The sequence below is a fragment of the Pseudomonadota bacterium genome, assembly GCA_018817425.1.
GTDB lineage: Bacteria > Desulfobacterota > Desulfobacteria > Desulfobacterales > RPRI01 > RPRI01.
In genome coordinates, this window is sequence record JAHITX010000037.1 from 1 (window position 1) to 14554 (window position 14554).

General features: G+C 36.2%; 16 protein-coding genes. All 16 read left to right on the forward strand.

The window, feature by feature from the left end; genetic code table 11:
• The first annotated feature begins 534 nt into the window (after positions 1 to 534).
• Positions 535 to 765: an antitoxin gene (locus tag KKC46_07770; protein MBU1053712.1), complete on the forward strand. Its 231-nt coding sequence runs from the start codon at positions 535 to 537 to the stop codon at positions 763 to 765.
• 276 nt (positions 766 to 1041) lie between these two features.
• Complete coding sequence (locus KKC46_07775) at positions 1042 to 1344, forward strand: nucleotidyltransferase domain-containing protein (protein MBU1053713.1); 303 nt, start codon at positions 1042 to 1044, stop codon at positions 1342 to 1344.
• On the forward strand, positions 1337 to 1702 hold the full coding sequence (locus KKC46_07780; protein MBU1053714.1) for a DUF86 domain-containing protein: 366 nt from the start codon (positions 1337 to 1339) through the stop codon (positions 1700 to 1702). Before KKC46_07775 ends, KKC46_07780 begins: the two co-directional genes overlap by 8 nt.
• A 363-nt stretch (positions 1703 to 2065) precedes the next feature.
• The gene (locus KKC46_07785) at positions 2066 to 2449 is read left to right on the forward strand and encodes a GxxExxY protein (GenBank protein ID MBU1053715.1); all 384 of its coding nucleotides are present in this window, start codon (positions 2066 to 2068) and stop codon (positions 2447 to 2449) included.
• 355 nt (positions 2450 to 2804) lie between these two features.
• A complete protein-coding gene (locus tag KKC46_07790; GenBank protein MBU1053716.1) occupies positions 2805 to 3017 on the forward strand; it encodes a hypothetical protein in 213 nt (70 codons plus the stop codon).
• A gap of 448 nt (positions 3018 to 3465) precedes the next feature.
• A complete protein-coding gene (locus KKC46_07795) occupies positions 3466 to 3705 on the forward strand; it encodes a type II toxin-antitoxin system HicB family antitoxin (protein ID MBU1053717.1) in 240 nt (79 codons plus the stop codon).
• Positions 3702 to 3941 (forward strand): type II toxin-antitoxin system HicA family toxin, encoded by a 240-nt coding sequence (locus tag KKC46_07800; protein ID MBU1053718.1) that lies wholly within the window; start codon positions 3702 to 3704, stop codon positions 3939 to 3941. Before KKC46_07795 ends, KKC46_07800 begins: the two co-directional genes overlap by 4 nt.
• 421 nt (positions 3942 to 4362) lie before the next feature.
• Positions 4363 to 5289: a hypothetical protein gene (locus tag KKC46_07805; GenBank protein MBU1053719.1), complete on the forward strand. Its 927-nt coding sequence runs from the start codon at positions 4363 to 4365 to the stop codon at positions 5287 to 5289.
• 68 nt (positions 5290 to 5357) lie between these two features.
• Entirely contained in the window at positions 5358 to 6797 is a 1440-nt protein-coding gene (locus tag KKC46_07810; protein MBU1053720.1) for a mannose-1-phosphate guanylyltransferase/mannose-6-phosphate isomerase, read from the forward strand.
• Positions 6798 to 6930: 133 nt separating this feature from the next.
• Positions 6931 to 8244 carry a UDP-glucose/GDP-mannose dehydrogenase family protein gene (locus KKC46_07815; protein ID MBU1053721.1) on the forward strand — a complete coding sequence of 438 codons (1314 nt, stop codon included), beginning with the start codon at positions 6931 to 6933 and terminating at the stop codon, positions 8242 to 8244.
• Positions 8238 to 9440, forward strand: coding sequence for a glycosyltransferase family 4 protein (locus tag KKC46_07820; GenBank protein ID MBU1053722.1), 1203 nt, complete (start codon positions 8238 to 8240; stop codon positions 9438 to 9440). Before KKC46_07815 ends, KKC46_07820 begins: the two co-directional genes overlap by 7 nt.
• Before the next feature lie 191 nt (positions 9441 to 9631).
• Positions 9632 to 10843, forward strand: a complete 1212-nt coding sequence (locus KKC46_07825) for a hypothetical protein (GenBank protein MBU1053723.1) — start codon at positions 9632 to 9634, stop codon at positions 10841 to 10843.
• A gap of 24 nt (positions 10844 to 10867) precedes the next feature.
• Positions 10868 to 12736, forward strand: coding sequence for an asparagine synthase (glutamine-hydrolyzing) (asnB, locus tag KKC46_07830; GenBank protein MBU1053724.1), 1869 nt, complete (start codon positions 10868 to 10870; stop codon positions 12734 to 12736).
• 181 nt (positions 12737 to 12917) lie between these two features.
• Complete coding sequence (locus tag KKC46_07835; protein MBU1053725.1) at positions 12918 to 13157, forward strand: hypothetical protein; 240 nt, start codon at positions 12918 to 12920, stop codon at positions 13155 to 13157.
• An 82-nt stretch (positions 13158 to 13239) separates the two neighbouring features.
• A complete protein-coding gene (locus KKC46_07840; protein MBU1053726.1) occupies positions 13240 to 13536 on the forward strand; it encodes a hypothetical protein in 297 nt (98 codons plus the stop codon).
• On the forward strand, positions 13484 to 14548 hold the full coding sequence (locus KKC46_07845; GenBank protein MBU1053727.1) for a UPF0236 family protein: 1065 nt from the start codon (positions 13484 to 13486) through the stop codon (positions 14546 to 14548). Before KKC46_07840 ends, KKC46_07845 begins: the two co-directional genes overlap by 53 nt.
• Positions 14549 to 14554 lie beyond the last annotated feature (6 nt).

A 14554-nucleotide genomic window follows, 5' to 3' on the forward strand; every position in this document is an offset into this window, starting at 1 on the left:
ATAAAAATTTAATAATAACAAAAACTATCGCATGAAAAAACTTTAGGGGTTAGTTGTAGTGCCTTACTTTGTAAACCTTTAAGATAATAACGCTTATTATTTTTATGCGAAAGTCGGGTTAGACATGGAATTGAAATTTTTTAACTGATACTTATTGATTTTATCTTGCCCCTTTAACCTTGTTCCTTTTAAACCTATAAATTTACGATCCCCCTTGGGCGGATTCGTATTACTGATTCTTCCTCTCAAAGAATCAGTAATAAATACTCTGAGACTCTGTGTTCTCTGTGAGAGATAAAAACAGTTCATGACTTGATAAGCTTATGAGTTCGTGAGCAAACAATATGGTATCAGACTTCGCTATTCGATTCTGCGACAGCAGCAGTCAGCTTTATAAGCATTTTTCCTCTCAAAAATTCTTATAAAAACTCTGTAACTCTGTGCACTCTGCGAGAGACAAAAATAATATTATAAATTAACAAGTCTTATAATTTACAGACACTTATAGCATATACATAAGAAATCGGAGGAATAATGAACACAGCAAAAATTTTTAAAAGCGGAAATTCTCAGGCGGTAAGACTGCCAAAAGAATTTCAATTTGATACGTCGGAGGTTCAAATTTTTCGAAGGGGAGATGAGATTATTCTCAAAAAAAGTCCAAAAAGTTTAGTCAAGGTATTTGAACTACTAACTAAATTATCAGATGACTTTATGATAAATGGTAGGCAGCAACCGGCTGTTCAGGAACGAGAGATATTCTAATGTATATGCTCGATACAGATATTTGCATTTACATTATTAAACATAAGCCAACAATTATGTACACTTCACTCAAAAAAACGCTCAAACTGAAGAATTTTTAGCCGCAGACAAACGCATAAAGAGATTTGATTAATGTTCAAATAAAACTTACCTGCGATAGCAGCATGTCAGCATTTTAAGAATTTTTCCTCTCAAAAAATTCTTAAAAAACTCTGTGACTCTGAGTGCTCTGTGAGAGACAAAAATAGTATTTAATAATTTTAAAATAATATCATAATGCAAAAAGAACTTACTTATACCAATATAATAAATAGTTTAAAAGCTGAAAAGGACTTTCTTTGTAAAGAATATGGTGTTATTGAAATCGGCTTATTCGGTTCATATGCCTTTGGAACTCCAAGTAAAGACAGCGATATTGATCTTTTAATTGAATTCAAAGAACCAAAGTTTGAACATCTTGCCGGACTTATAATTTATCTAGAAAATAAATTTAATAAAAAGATTGAAATAATAAGAAAAAGTAAAAATATCAAAAGCCGGTTTATTCAAGGTATAGAAAATAAAGTTATTTATGTCTGATAATTTCATAACAGATAACTTTGAAAGTATTTTTGAAGCCATATTGCTGATCGAATGTAGGTTCGCTGAGGTTAGTAAAGCAGAAGATTTTGTTTTATCCCCTCATGGTGTTATTATACTCGATTCAATTGCCATGAGGCTGCAAGTAATTGGAGAATTAGTTAAAAAAATCGAAAAATCAGATCGGTCTCTTCTTGATAAATATTCGAATATTAAATGGGATTTGATTATCAGATTAAGAGATATTATATCTCACCACTATGCTGTTATTGACCATGAAATAATTTATGATATATGCAAAAATCATATTCCTCCACTCAAAGCATCAGTTTTAAAAATTCTTGAAAAAACTCTGTGACTCTGAGAACTCTGTGAGAGATTAATTTGCAGTAAATATATTCAGCCGCAGACAAACGCAGAAAGAGATTTGGTGAACATTCAATTATAAGACAACTTACCTGCGATAGCAGTATGTCAGCATTTTAAGAATTTTTCCTCTCAAAAAATTCTTATAAAAACTCTGTGACTCTGTGTTCTCTGTGAGAGATAAAAACAGTTCATGACTTGATAAGCTTATGAGTTCGTGAGCAAACAATATGGTATCAGACTTCGCTATTCGATTCTGCGACAGCAGCAGTCAGCTTTATAAAAATTTTTCCTCTCAAAAATTCTTATAAAAACTCTGTGATTCTGTGTTCTCTGTGAGAGACAAAAAATCATAATGGACATAAACAAAATATCTTCAGATATAATTAAAGCAGCAATAAACGTACATAAAGAACTTGGCCCTGGATTATTAGAATCCGTCTATCAATCATGCATGCTAATTGAGTTAAATGAAATGGGCATAAATGTGAAAGCTGAGATACCCATACCAATAAAATACAGGGGACAAGATATCACAGATCAAGGTTTCAGGATTGATCTGCTTGTTGATGATATCGTAATTGTTGAACTTAAATCAGTTGAACAAATCAAAGACATACATAAAAAACAGTTACTGACATATTTAAAATTAGCTAACAAGCCTTTAGGACTCCTGATAAACTTTAACAAAATATTGTTAAAAGACGGGCTAACCCGTATTATCAATGACCAACATTGATTGTCAGTCTTTAAAGATTTTTTTTCCTCTCAAAAAATTCTTAAAAAAACTCTGTGACTCTGTGTTCTGTGAGAGACAAAAATAATATCTCACAGAGCCCGCGGAGATCACAAAGATAAATAATACATATAGTTACATACGATGATAAGTAAGCTTCCTGCGGAGCAGTATGTCAGGTTTTAAAGAATTTTCCTCTCAAAAATTCTTAAAAAATAACTCTGTGACTCTGTGCTCTCTGTGAGAGACAAAAATAGCCATTAAATAACCGATAGCCGTAGACCTTGCTTCCACACATCAAGTTGATCGACGATAAGGGAACAACGTTTAAAGTTGAAGAGAAAGGAAGGAAAATAATATGCCAAAATTAAAAGATATTGATATTAATTATGATCAGATAAAAGATTTGGTCTATCAATTGGCTTTTGAAAAAAAGATGGCTCTTATAAAGGAAATTGTTAAGGATAGAAGCTATCAAGCAAACTTTTATCGTTTTGCAGATTCATTGTTAAAAAAGTATGACATCCCTGATATGAATGAATCCGAACTGGATAACTATCTTCATGAGTAGTCTTTTCCCGTTAAAACTGGGGTATTACAAAGGAATAGAAATAGTGAGAGCCGCAGAATTTCTTTCAATCATTTCAAAAAGAATAGCTGAGTAAGAGCCAACATTCATAAAAATGTTGTCGAACTTGGGTTAACTACTGTAAATCGGAAACCATAAACTTTATTTTTTTCATGCGATGGTCTCAAGCCTGGATGCTCTATGCTCCTGCGATACTCCAGGAACATTTTGATTTATAATCTCTCACAGAGTTCTCAGAGATCACAAAGATAGTAATAGTTTATGAGTTCATAAGTTGCGGTAGCAGTATGTCAGTCTTTTTAAAAATTTTCCTCTCAAAAAATTCTAGAAAGACTCTGTGACTCTCTGTGAGAGACAAAACAGCCATTAAATTATTAACCGATAACCGCAAACAGTTTATAGCCTTACTTTGCACGAAAGGATCAGATCTATGAAAGTATTTGAATATACTGCTGTAGTATGGAAAGAAACAGAGGGATATGTTTCTAAGTGCTCCGAACTGGGTGTGGCCAGTTATGGTGAGTCTTTTCATCAGGCAGTAAGCAATCTGCGTGAAGCAGTTGAATTATATCTGGAAAATGCATTAGAGCTTAACCTGATTGAGGATATGGAAGAAAGTCTAACCACAAAAGAAAAATTTACGGCTCACTTGGAGGCAACGCTTCCGTGACAAAACTGCCGATTATTTCTTCAAAACAGGCGATAAAAGCTCTCAGAGCTGCCGGATTTGAGGATGCTCCAAAAAGGGGAAAAGGCAGCCATATCGCATTGGTTATGCGAGGTTCAGAGAAAACAAGACTTGTAATAGTACCGGATAGCAAGGCATTACCACGGGGTACTCTGCATGCCATTTTGGATCAGGCTGGACTTGACAGGAATGAATTTATAGAACTTTTAAAAAAATAGAATGCGCTTATGAACTCCATAGGATATTATTTATCCATCCACATAGAACCGTTTCTCTGCGATTCTGAGTACTCTGTGAGAGACAAAAATAATATCTCACAGAGCCCGCGGAGATCACAAAGATAAATAATACATATAGTTCATAAGTTGATAAGTAAGCTTACTGCGAAGCAGTATGTCAGGTTTTAAAGAATTTTCCTCTCAAAAATTCTTTAAAAATAACTCTGTGACTCTGTGTTCTCTGTGAGAGATAAAAACAGTTCATGACTTGATAAGCTTATGAGTTCGTGAGCAAACAATATGGTATCAGACTTCGCTATTCGATTCTGCGACAGCAGCAGTCAGCTTTATAAGAATTTTTCCTCTCAAAAATTCTTATAAAAACTCTGTGACTCTGTGCTCTCTGTGAGAGATTCTTCTAATGCATAAATCCTACTACATAATAAAATCATTCTTACCCCGCCGGCTGCAGATTTATATCCGGCGCAAGGTTTTAATAAAAAAACGCCATAATTATAAAGATGTCTGGCCTATAGACGAAAAGGCTGCAAAGCCTCCTGATGCTTTTACAGGTTGGCCTGATGGGAAAAAATTCGCTCTTGTCTTGACACATGATGTAGAAAATGCAAAAGGACACGATAAGTGTAAGAAACTGGCGGAAGTGGATGAAAGTTTTGGGTTTAGATCATCTTTTAATTTTGTTGCAAAAGATTATCCTGTTTCAGCTAAACTACGCCAATATCTTACAGAACGGGGATTTGAAGTCGGAATACACGGCCTGCATCATGATAAAAACCCGTTTCGGTCAAAAGCAGTATTTCAGAAACAGGCTGAGGAAATCAACCGCTTTTTAAAAGAATGGAATGCAGTAGGCTTTCGTTGCCCAAGCATGTATCACAATCTTGAAATGCTTCATGAGTTGGATATTGAATATGATGCCTCTACATTTGATACCGATCCTTTTGAACCTCAGCCTGACGGCATGGGTACAATATTTCCATTCCAGGTGACGGCTGATTACAATCAACATTTGAGACCTTTGAAGTATGTTGAGCTTCCTTACACCCTCCCCCAGGATTTTCTGCTGTACATACTCATGCGGGAGAAAAGTATAGAGATATGGAAAAATAAACTGGACTGGATTGCGGAAAAAGGAGGCATGGCCCTCCTGATTACTCATCCTAACTATATAAACTTTGATAAAAAACCTGATTATGATCAATATCCTCTACATTACTACACGGATTTTCTTGAATACATTAAATCAAAATATGAAGGGCAATACTGGCATGCACTACCAAAAGACATGGCACATTTTTGGGCCGATAATTACGGAACTCATCTTTAACAAAAGCACCGTTATTAATCTGATTTTTTATGAGAAAGAGAGGTAAAAACTTTGTGATGAATAACTCGATGATCATACCCGTAATACTTGCCGGCGGATCAGGAACGAGGCTATGGCCTTTATCGCGTCAGCTTTATCCAAAGCAATTTCTAAATTTTGGTGATGGAAATACTCTGTTTCAGGAAACATTATTACGTTTAACTAAGATGGGATTAGTACAACCACCGATTGTAATATGTAATGAAGAACACCGTTTTATTGTAGCTGAGCAGCTTCAGCTAATTGATATTTCCGCAAACACTATACTTCTTGAGCCTGTGGCTCGCAATACTGCGCCTGCCTTGGCGGTTTCAGCCTTGAAAGCGATAAAAGATGACAGCAATGCTATATTGCTGGTATTGCCGGCCGATCATTTTATTGGTAACCTGAAAGCCTTTCAAGAAGCAATACAGGAAGGCACAGAATTTGCGGCTCGAAATCAACTTGTTACATTTGGCATAATACCTGTTACTCCAGAGACCGGATACGGCTATATTCATAAAGGTTCGCCATTAGAGCTTACAGCGAATAAACCGCCAGTATGGCAAATAGACAGGTTTATTGAAAAGCCTGATCTTGCTCTTGCAACAGAGTATTTGTCTTCGGGAGAATATTTATGGAACAGCGGTATCTTCATGTTCAAAGCGTCAAAGCTGCTTGAAGAGATTAAAACTTTTACGCCTGCTATCATGGATGCCTGCGAGGCTGCACTGGAAAAAGGACAAAGTGATCTGGATTTCTATCGGCTGGATATTGATTCGTTTTCTACATGTCCAAGTGATTCCATAGACTATGCGATAATGGAAAAAACATCCTGCGGAGTTATTATCGCTCTTGATTCGGATTGGAACGATTTGGGCTCATGGGAAGCGTTATGGCAGATGGGAGATAAGGATGAGGATAATAATGTACTGTATGGTGATATCAGTCTACAGGGTGTCAGAAACTCATATATTCACGCCTCAAGTCGATTGGTAACTGCCATAGGGCTTGATAATCATGTAATAGTAGAAACTAAAGATGCTGTTTTTATATCTCCCCGGAACTCCGTCCAGCAGATCAAGTCTGTTGTTGAGACTCTGAATAAAGACAACCGTTCCGAAGTAATTACCCATAAAACTGTATACCGGCCCTGGGGTTCGTATACTAACGTGGAAGAATCGGATTGTTTTCAGGTAAAACGTATTACTGTTAAACCAAAAGCTAAACTATCACTACAAAAACATTTCCACCGTGCCGAACACTGGGTGGTCGTTAAGGGTACAGCGCTTGTTACAAGAGGGGAAGATCAATTTATTCTAAAAGAAGACCAGTCTACATATATTCCACTGGGCACTGTACACAGGCTGGAAAATCCCGGGAAAATACCATTGGAACTGATTGAAATACAATCCGGTAGATATCTGCGTGAAGACGATATTGAGCGCATGGATGATATTTATGGAAGAACTGAAAAAAACAACATTTAATAAACGATCGGGATCAAATAATCATCTCTTGAAATTATAGAATAATGCTTATGCAAATATTATTTAGATCAACAAGTAAATAATTAATTACTCATCAAACAAATCAAATAGTCTTCTTCTTTCGGAGGATTTTATGAATATCAGCATTTTTGGACTTGGTTATGTAGGTTGCGTCAGTCTGGGATGTTTGGCAAAAAACGGCCATCAAATCATCGGCGTAGATACTAATGAAACAAAAGTCCGTTATATCAATAAAGGGAAGTCACCAATTATCGAGAAAGGCCTCAATACGCTGATCGCTCAGCAATTTAAGGCAGGCAATATATCAGCAACTAACGATTCCATATCAGCCATACAAAATTCAGAAGTTTCTTTCATCACTGTCGGAACGCCTAATACCGAACATGGGCATCTGGACTTAAATGCTATTTTTAAAGTAGCTGTGGAAATTGGCAAAGGTATAGCACAAAAAAAAGAAAAGCATATTATTGTCATCCGGTCAACTGTTCTTCCCGGAACAAATGAGAAAGTATGTGAAATCATTGGAGACACGACTAAAAAGAACCCAGGAAAAGATTTTTTTGTGGTTTCTAACCCTGAATTTTTACGAGAAGGCTCTGCTATCAATGATTATTACAATCCGGCATACACATTGATCGGATCCAATGATGATTATGCCATTAGCAAAATGGAGGAAATCTACAAAGACGTTTCTGCTCCAATCATCATTTCAGATATAAAGTGCGCCGAAATAATCAAATATGTCAATAATGCCTTTCACGCGCTGAAAATCACTTTTGCAAATGAAGTAGGGAATATCTGCAACTGCCTTGGGATAGACTCACGCCGAGTAATGGAAATATTCTGTAGGGACAATAAGCTAAACTTATCACCCTACTATTTAAAACCTGGTTTTGCTTATGGCGGATCATGCCTGCCGAAAGATTTAAAGGCCTTGACAACTATCGCTAATGATCTGTATATAGACAGCCCAATCCTAAAGAATATAGATCGCAGCAATGAACTTCAAAAAGCCATGGCTATTAAGAAAATCATCGGATTTGGAAAACAGCGACTCGGTTTTCTTGGTTTGAGTTTTAAAGCTGGGACGGACGATCTGCGTAACAGCCCAATCATCGATGTTATTGAAGTGCTTCTGGGCAAAGGATTCGATATACGTATATTTGACCGCAATGTCCGTTTATCCAAACTATTTGGAGCCAACAAAAAATTTATCATGGAGAAGATTCCTTTTATTTCTAAATTCATCATCAACGACCCCGATGAAATCATCAAACACTCTGAAGTATTGGTTATTGTCAACAACGATGAAGAATTTAAGAATATTTTAGATAAAGTTCCCAAAGGTAAGATCATTTATGATCTTGTTAACATAGACTTTAAAAACAAAGGGAAAAATAAAAAATATAAGGGCATTGCATGGTAAAAAATAAGCACATATTGTTTATCGTAGAGAATAATTCTGTGCCTAGAGATGTCAGGGTTTGGTCGGAAGCCTTAGCCGCAAAAGAATACGGATATGATGTATCGGTTATCTGTCCGGTACATAAGAAATCAGCACCTGAGAAATATGAGCAACTGGAGGGGGTAGATATCTACCGGCATCCCATGCCGATAGAAGCCAGCGGCAGGGCCGATTTCTTTCTTGAATATATTTCAGCTCTGTTCTGGGAAATTACTTTGAGCATAAAACTTTATTTTAAAAAACCGTTTCACATAATTCACAGCGCTAATCCCCCTGACCACATTTTTATCATCGCCCTTATATTTAAGATATTCGGCGTTAAATATATCTTTGACCATCACGACATAACACCGGAAACATATGTGGCTAAATTCGGTGCTAAAAACATTATTTATAAAATATTAATGTTTATGGAGAAAGCAACTTTTAAAACATCCGATATAGTCATATCAACTAATGAAAGTTATAAAAATATTGCTATAACCAGAGGTAGCAAAAAAGATGATGAAGTATTTATCGTACGTAACGGACCTGACTTATCAAGAATAGATAAGCCCGATCCTAACCCCGAATTAAAAAGTGGCTTTGACTATCTGGTTGCTTATCTGGGTGTCATTAATAATCAAGAAGGCATAGATAATTTATTAAGAGCAGTGCAATATATTATCTACAAGAAAAAAATTAAAAATATCAAGTTTGTAATTGTAGGCACAGGCCCGCACCGAAATGAAATGATACAATTATCGAAGGATTTGCTGATAGACAAATTTGTAATTTTTACTGGTTATATCCCTTATAAAGATTTATACGAAGTTCTTACCACGGCTGATTTATGCGTAAACCCGGAATTCCGAAATGAGTTTACCGACAAATCGACCATGATCAAAATTATGGATTATATGACCTTTGGCAAACCGATCGTCATGTTTGAAACAACTGAAGGAAGAGTGACAGCCGGAGAAGCTGCCATCTATGTATATAACAACAATGAGGTGGATTTTGCTGAAGCTATAATTGTATTATTGCATGATGATGAAAAGAGAAAGAGGATGGGGGACATTGCAAAACAAAGGATCCAAGAAATACTGCAATGGGATCTGCAAAAAAATAATTTAATTAGAGCTTATAACCATTTAGGTAAATCGTTTGAAAATTAGCAAAGAAATACTTTGAAAATATTGATACCCCAATTTTATAAAATTCCATTTGCCTTTCTCTCATAATAATATCTCATCCCGAAAATAGAGTAATTATAGAGCGGAGGCAAGTGGTTGTTACCTCTTTTCTATAATATTTTAAAGTTGTTTCGCCCTGTTGGTAAGGTCATGCAACTCCTGGAGCAATACAAATGAAAGATGAACTTCTTGAAAAAATATATTTATCAATTTATCAATTTATTAACTGGCTTGAATCATATGGTGAAATATCTTATGACTATCAAAGTTATTTTTCAAGCACTCTATGTCGAACTGCAAAAGCCCTATACTATAAGAAGCCATGGATAGGAACAATAGCAGTTACCCCTATGATATTTAGTGAGGCTTTTGCCCCATTTGCCCGACGATTATTTTGGCGGCAACAACGGTTTCCAATTGCTGATGCGCATTATGCAATGGGGTTTACTTTTCTTTCAAATATTATAAATAAACCTAAATATTATAAAAAAGCACTCCATTTTCTTAATGTTTTGGAAGATACAAGATGCACAGGATATAAGCACTACTGTTGGGGTTATCCTTTCAACTGGGAAACAAGGAATGGTACTATCACTGCAGGCACACCACTTATAACAACAACACCTTATGTATATGAAGCGTTCTTTGATGTATACAGGATCGATAAGAATGATAAATGGCTCCACATTATGCAGTCAATAGCAATGCATGCATTTGATGACATTAAAGATTTTCAAATATCTCCTAATGCGTGTTCATGCTCATATACACCATATGACCAAGGTGGTGTAATTAATGCTTGTGCTTATAGGGCTTTTTTATTAACAAGTGCATCTATCACTTTTTCAGATGAAAATTATTGGCGTGTTGCCGAGAAAAATCTAAATTTTGTGTTAGAAAATCAACAACCAAATGGATCTTGGTCTTATGCCATAGATGGCATAAGAGACTTTGTTGATCACTTTCACACTTGTTTTGTATTAAAGGCATTAGCAAAAATCGAAAAGCTTACAGGACACCAAGGCTGTAAGCAGGCAATAGAAAGAGGAGTGAAGTATTATGTTAAAAACTTGTTTGATGAACAAGGCCTGCCTAAACCATTTTCAAAAGCACCTCGCCTAACAGTATATCGTAAAGAACTTTATGATTATGCAGAGTGTATTAATCTTTGCTTACTTTTAAAAAATAGATTTGAAGAATTAAATGGTATATTATCCAACGTCTTGACAGATCTTTTGCTTAACTGGCAAAAAAATGATGGCTCATTTCGTTCACGTAAACTTCTTCTTGGATGGGATAATGTCCCTATGCATCGTTGGGCTCAATCTCAGTTATTCAGAAGTTTATGTTTTTTGTTATATCAAGAGAAGCAAACCGATCGATAATATCTCATCGCTGAGGGAAAATATATGTGTGGTATTTGTGGCCAATATAATTTCAAAAAACAGACCCCCGTTGCCAAAGAAAATATAGAAAAAATGACACAAACACTATCCCATAGGGGACCAGATGACGAAGGATATTATATATCCGGTCCTCTTGGATTAGGCTTCAGACGCCTATCAATTATAGATATAGAATCTGGTCATCAACCTATGTCAGATCACGAAGAGTTAGTATGGGTGGTTTTCAATGGTGAAATATATAACTTTATAGAATTGAGGAAGGAGCTTGAAGGTTTCGGGCATATATTCCGTACGAGATGTGATACTGAGGTTATAATATATGGTTACAAACAATGGGGTGAGGCCGTTTTTAATCGTATGAATGGCATGTTTGGGCTTGCGCTATGGGACGTAAAAAAGAAAAAACTAATTATCGCTCGTGACGCTATGGGCATCAAACTCGTCTATTACAAAATTGAAGAGGGCTGTCTGTATTTTGGCTCAGAGATTCGTGCAATTCGTGCCGGTTCTTGTAAAATGCCTGAGGTTGATCCTATATCCCTGAACTTGTTTTTACGCTATCGCTACACACCTTCTCCTTTCACAATATACAAAGAAATAATGAAACTTGCTCCAGGTACCATGATCATCTTTGAAAATGGTATAAGTCGTTTAGAACGTTGGTATAAGTATAAACCGATCCCTTTTTCCCCTATAAAAACCGACAGGGAAGCAAAAGAAGAGCTATTAGAGATCTACAAACGATCTGTGAAGAGGCATCTTATAAGTGATGTACCTCTCGGTCTCTTGTTAAGTGGAGGAATAGACTCAGGTCTCCTTCTAGGTTTAATGAACCTAAATGGAAACGCTTGGCCTACTTATACAGTAGGATATGGAACAGCCTTTAAAGATGATGAACTCACTGATGCGTCTAAAACTGCAAAAATATATTCCGCACAACATATATCAACAGAACTCGATAGAATAACATTTGAAACCCATTTGCAGAAGATCGTTACTCTTTTAGAAGAACCAATTGCCACTTCATCAATTGTACCAATGTATTTTGTATGCGAACGTGCACGTCAGGATGTGAAAGTTGCATTAGTAGGTCAAGGCCCTGATGAGCTTTTTGGAGGTTATATTCGACATATAGGAGTCTTTTATGGATCATACTGGAGAGCTTTACCTGAATGGCTTCGGAACTCATTAAGGATGTCAGTTACAGCTATATTCAGAAATGAGGCACTTAAAAGAGGCGTGTATTCTTTAAATACACCAGATAGAATGCAAAGATATCAGCGTGTTTTCTCCATAATGCCTGAAGAAGTCATTAATAAACTCTTTCAAGAAGGTACAATTCCCATCGATTCAGGCGATAGAGTATTAGAATGCTGGGAAGATCTGCAACCATTAATGGAAAATACTGACGAACTCGGCGGATTTCAATTTCTGGAAATACGATCTTCACTACCTGATGAATTGCTTATGTATGCAGACAAGCTTTCTATGGCACATGGTCTTGAAATTAGAGTGCCATTCCTAGATCGCGAGATAGTTGAATATGCTGAAAGGCTTCCAGCTCGTTTCAAAATAAGAAATGGAAGCAGAAAATGGTTACATCGCCAAGTGTGTAAGGATTTTCTCCCAGCGGAAATTATCAGGAGGAAAAAACGTGGTTTTGCGAGTAATGTTGTTGACGATTGGTTCCGTTGTTCTTTAAGCAATAAAATGAAAGACCTCCTATTAGATAGTAATTCGTTGATGTTTAACTTCTTACGACCTAAAGAAGTATATCAACTTTTTACTGAACATAAGACTGGAAAAAGAGATAATCACAAAATTTTATTTAGTCTAGTGGTTTTTGAAGAATGGTTGAGATCAGTACAATAACTTAAACTGACTTGACTTCGACTTGGCTCTCCTAATGAAAGAAACAATTTAAGAGAAAACCACCCATAATGTTATAAATGCATTTTTATGGATATTGGAAATTCCAAAATCCTGTGCTTTTTATTACAGCAAGAGAAACAATCTAATAAAAGAGCTTTGGTCATTTTTGAAAGATTCATATATGTTAGCACCTCAAAATACAAGTCTGACCTGTTTTAAGGCCTACGATATTCGGGGAAAAGTTCCTGAGGAATTCAATGAAACTATAGCCTATCGTATCGGCCGGGCCTACGGTCAATATCTTAACCCAAAGCAGGGTGTAATTAAAAGTGTTGGTAGGGCAAATAATTGGTTCTTAAAACATATAATATTGGAAACAATACGAATAACCGGTTTAAAAATAACTTGCTGTAATCATTAAATAATTCTAGACTTTTTAATTTGACTAGTGTATGGGTCAGTTTAGGTAACCAAATTAATAACTTGTGAAGGAGGAACTACCGATGACTGACCGCCAAGATGATAGCTTGAAAAAGAGATTAAACAAACACCCCCATCTAAAAAATAGAATTGTACAATTATTGGAAATCGTAGAAAACGCTGATGGAGATTTGAAAAAAGCCGATGAAGCTGAAAAAAGAGTGATTGAAGAATTACGTAAAATGGGAAATGAAGTATTGCACGATTGGGCTGTATGCAGAGAAAAACAGGAAGCTGAAGCCTTAAATAAAAAGGGATTAGTAAAGAATGGTAAAAAAAATAACTTGGCATACAAGTTATGGGGAAATATCTGTTTTTGAGAGAACTTTTTTAGATAAAGGGAAGTTGTATAGACCTTTTTCTTATACGGCAGAAGTAACAAGCCGCTGTTATTCGCTTCCTTTACAGCGTATCATCACGGACTTTGGAGCAGATGTATCATTTCAAAAGATATCAAAAAAACTAATGGAGCATTATGGAATAAGTGTTTCTGTCAGTTCAGCGCAAAAGATCACAGAGAAGCATGCTGAATCTATTAAGAGAATAGAATACCTGCATAGAGATATACCCGAAGATGATGGGGTAAAAAGTTTGATATGTGAAACAGATGGAACAATGATTCCAATAGTGGATACTGTTGAAAAAAACGGAACCTCTGTAGACAAACGAAAGACTCGTAGCGTTCGATGGAAAGAAGCGCGTTTAGCTTTTGCCCGGCAGAAAGATAAGGTTGATCGGATATTTAGTGGTACACTTGGTTTGACAGATATGGCCGGAGACCATCTATTTGATTGTGCTGTTAGAGCTGAATTCGGGGGTAAAACAAAAGTACATTGTGTTGGTGACGGAGCCCCATGGATTGCAGAACAGGTAGAAAGGGTATTCGGCAATCAAGGGAATTATTTAATCGATTTTTATCATTTATGTGATTACATGGCAGCAGCTTCTAAAAAGTGTTTTCCGGAAAATCCGGATGCTTGGCTGGATCAACAAAAAAAGAGGATGAAAGAAGGAGCTGTCAATAAAGTATTGAAGTCTTTGTCGTTACATGAAGAACCGAAATCAAAACAAGATAAAGATGCGCCGGTTCGTTGCTGTTTGCGCTATATCAACAACCGTCCGGGACAATTTAAATATAAAGAGACATTAGCTGGCAATTTACCAATTGGTTCTGGTGAAATAGAAAGTGCGCATCGTTATGTCATACAAGATCGTTTAAAAATACCAGGTGCATGGTGGAAAGAAATAAATGCCAGCCATATGCTCGCATTAAGAATCATTAGGGAGAATGGCGAGTGGGATAAATACTGGGAAGATAATAAAGCAGCATAAACATTT

Excerpts from the sequence above, each read along its gene's own strand:
- KKC46_07770 (MBU1053712.1), top strand. The coding sequence starts at position 535 with ATGAACACAGCAAAAATTTTTAAAAGCGGAAATTCTCAGGCGGTAAGA.
- KKC46_07775 (MBU1053713.1), top strand. The coding sequence starts at position 1,042 with ATGCAAAAAGAACTTACTTATACCAATATAATAAATAGTTTAAAAGCT.
- KKC46_07780 (MBU1053714.1), top strand. The coding sequence starts at position 1,337 with ATGTCTGATAATTTCATAACAGATAACTTTGAAAGTATTTTTGAAGCC.
- KKC46_07785 (MBU1053715.1), top strand. The coding sequence starts at position 2,066 with ATGGACATAAACAAAATATCTTCAGATATAATTAAAGCAGCAATAAAC.
- KKC46_07790 (MBU1053716.1), top strand. The coding sequence starts at position 2,805 with ATGCCAAAATTAAAAGATATTGATATTAATTATGATCAGATAAAAGAT.
- KKC46_07795 (MBU1053717.1), top strand. The coding sequence starts at position 3,466 with ATGAAAGTATTTGAATATACTGCTGTAGTATGGAAAGAAACAGAGGGA.
- KKC46_07805 (MBU1053719.1), top strand. The coding sequence starts at position 4,363 with ATGCATAAATCCTACTACATAATAAAATCATTCTTACCCCGCCGGCTG.
- KKC46_07810 (MBU1053720.1), top strand. The coding sequence starts at position 5,358 with ATGATCATACCCGTAATACTTGCCGGCGGATCAGGAACGAGGCTATGG.
- KKC46_07815 (MBU1053721.1), top strand. The coding sequence starts at position 6,931 with ATGAATATCAGCATTTTTGGACTTGGTTATGTAGGTTGCGTCAGTCTG.
- KKC46_07820 (MBU1053722.1), top strand. The coding sequence starts at position 8,238 with ATGGTAAAAAATAAGCACATATTGTTTATCGTAGAGAATAATTCTGTG.
- KKC46_07825 (MBU1053723.1), top strand. The coding sequence starts at position 9,632 with ATGAAAGATGAACTTCTTGAAAAAATATATTTATCAATTTATCAATTT.
- asnB (MBU1053724.1), top strand. The coding sequence starts at position 10,868 with ATGTGTGGTATTTGTGGCCAATATAATTTCAAAAAACAGACCCCCGTT.
- KKC46_07835 (MBU1053725.1), top strand. The coding sequence starts at position 12,918 with ATGTTAGCACCTCAAAATACAAGTCTGACCTGTTTTAAGGCCTACGAT.
- KKC46_07840 (MBU1053726.1), top strand. The coding sequence starts at position 13,240 with ATGACTGACCGCCAAGATGATAGCTTGAAAAAGAGATTAAACAAACAC.
- KKC46_07845 (MBU1053727.1), top strand. The coding sequence starts at position 13,484 with ATGGTAAAAAAAATAACTTGGCATACAAGTTATGGGGAAATATCTGTT.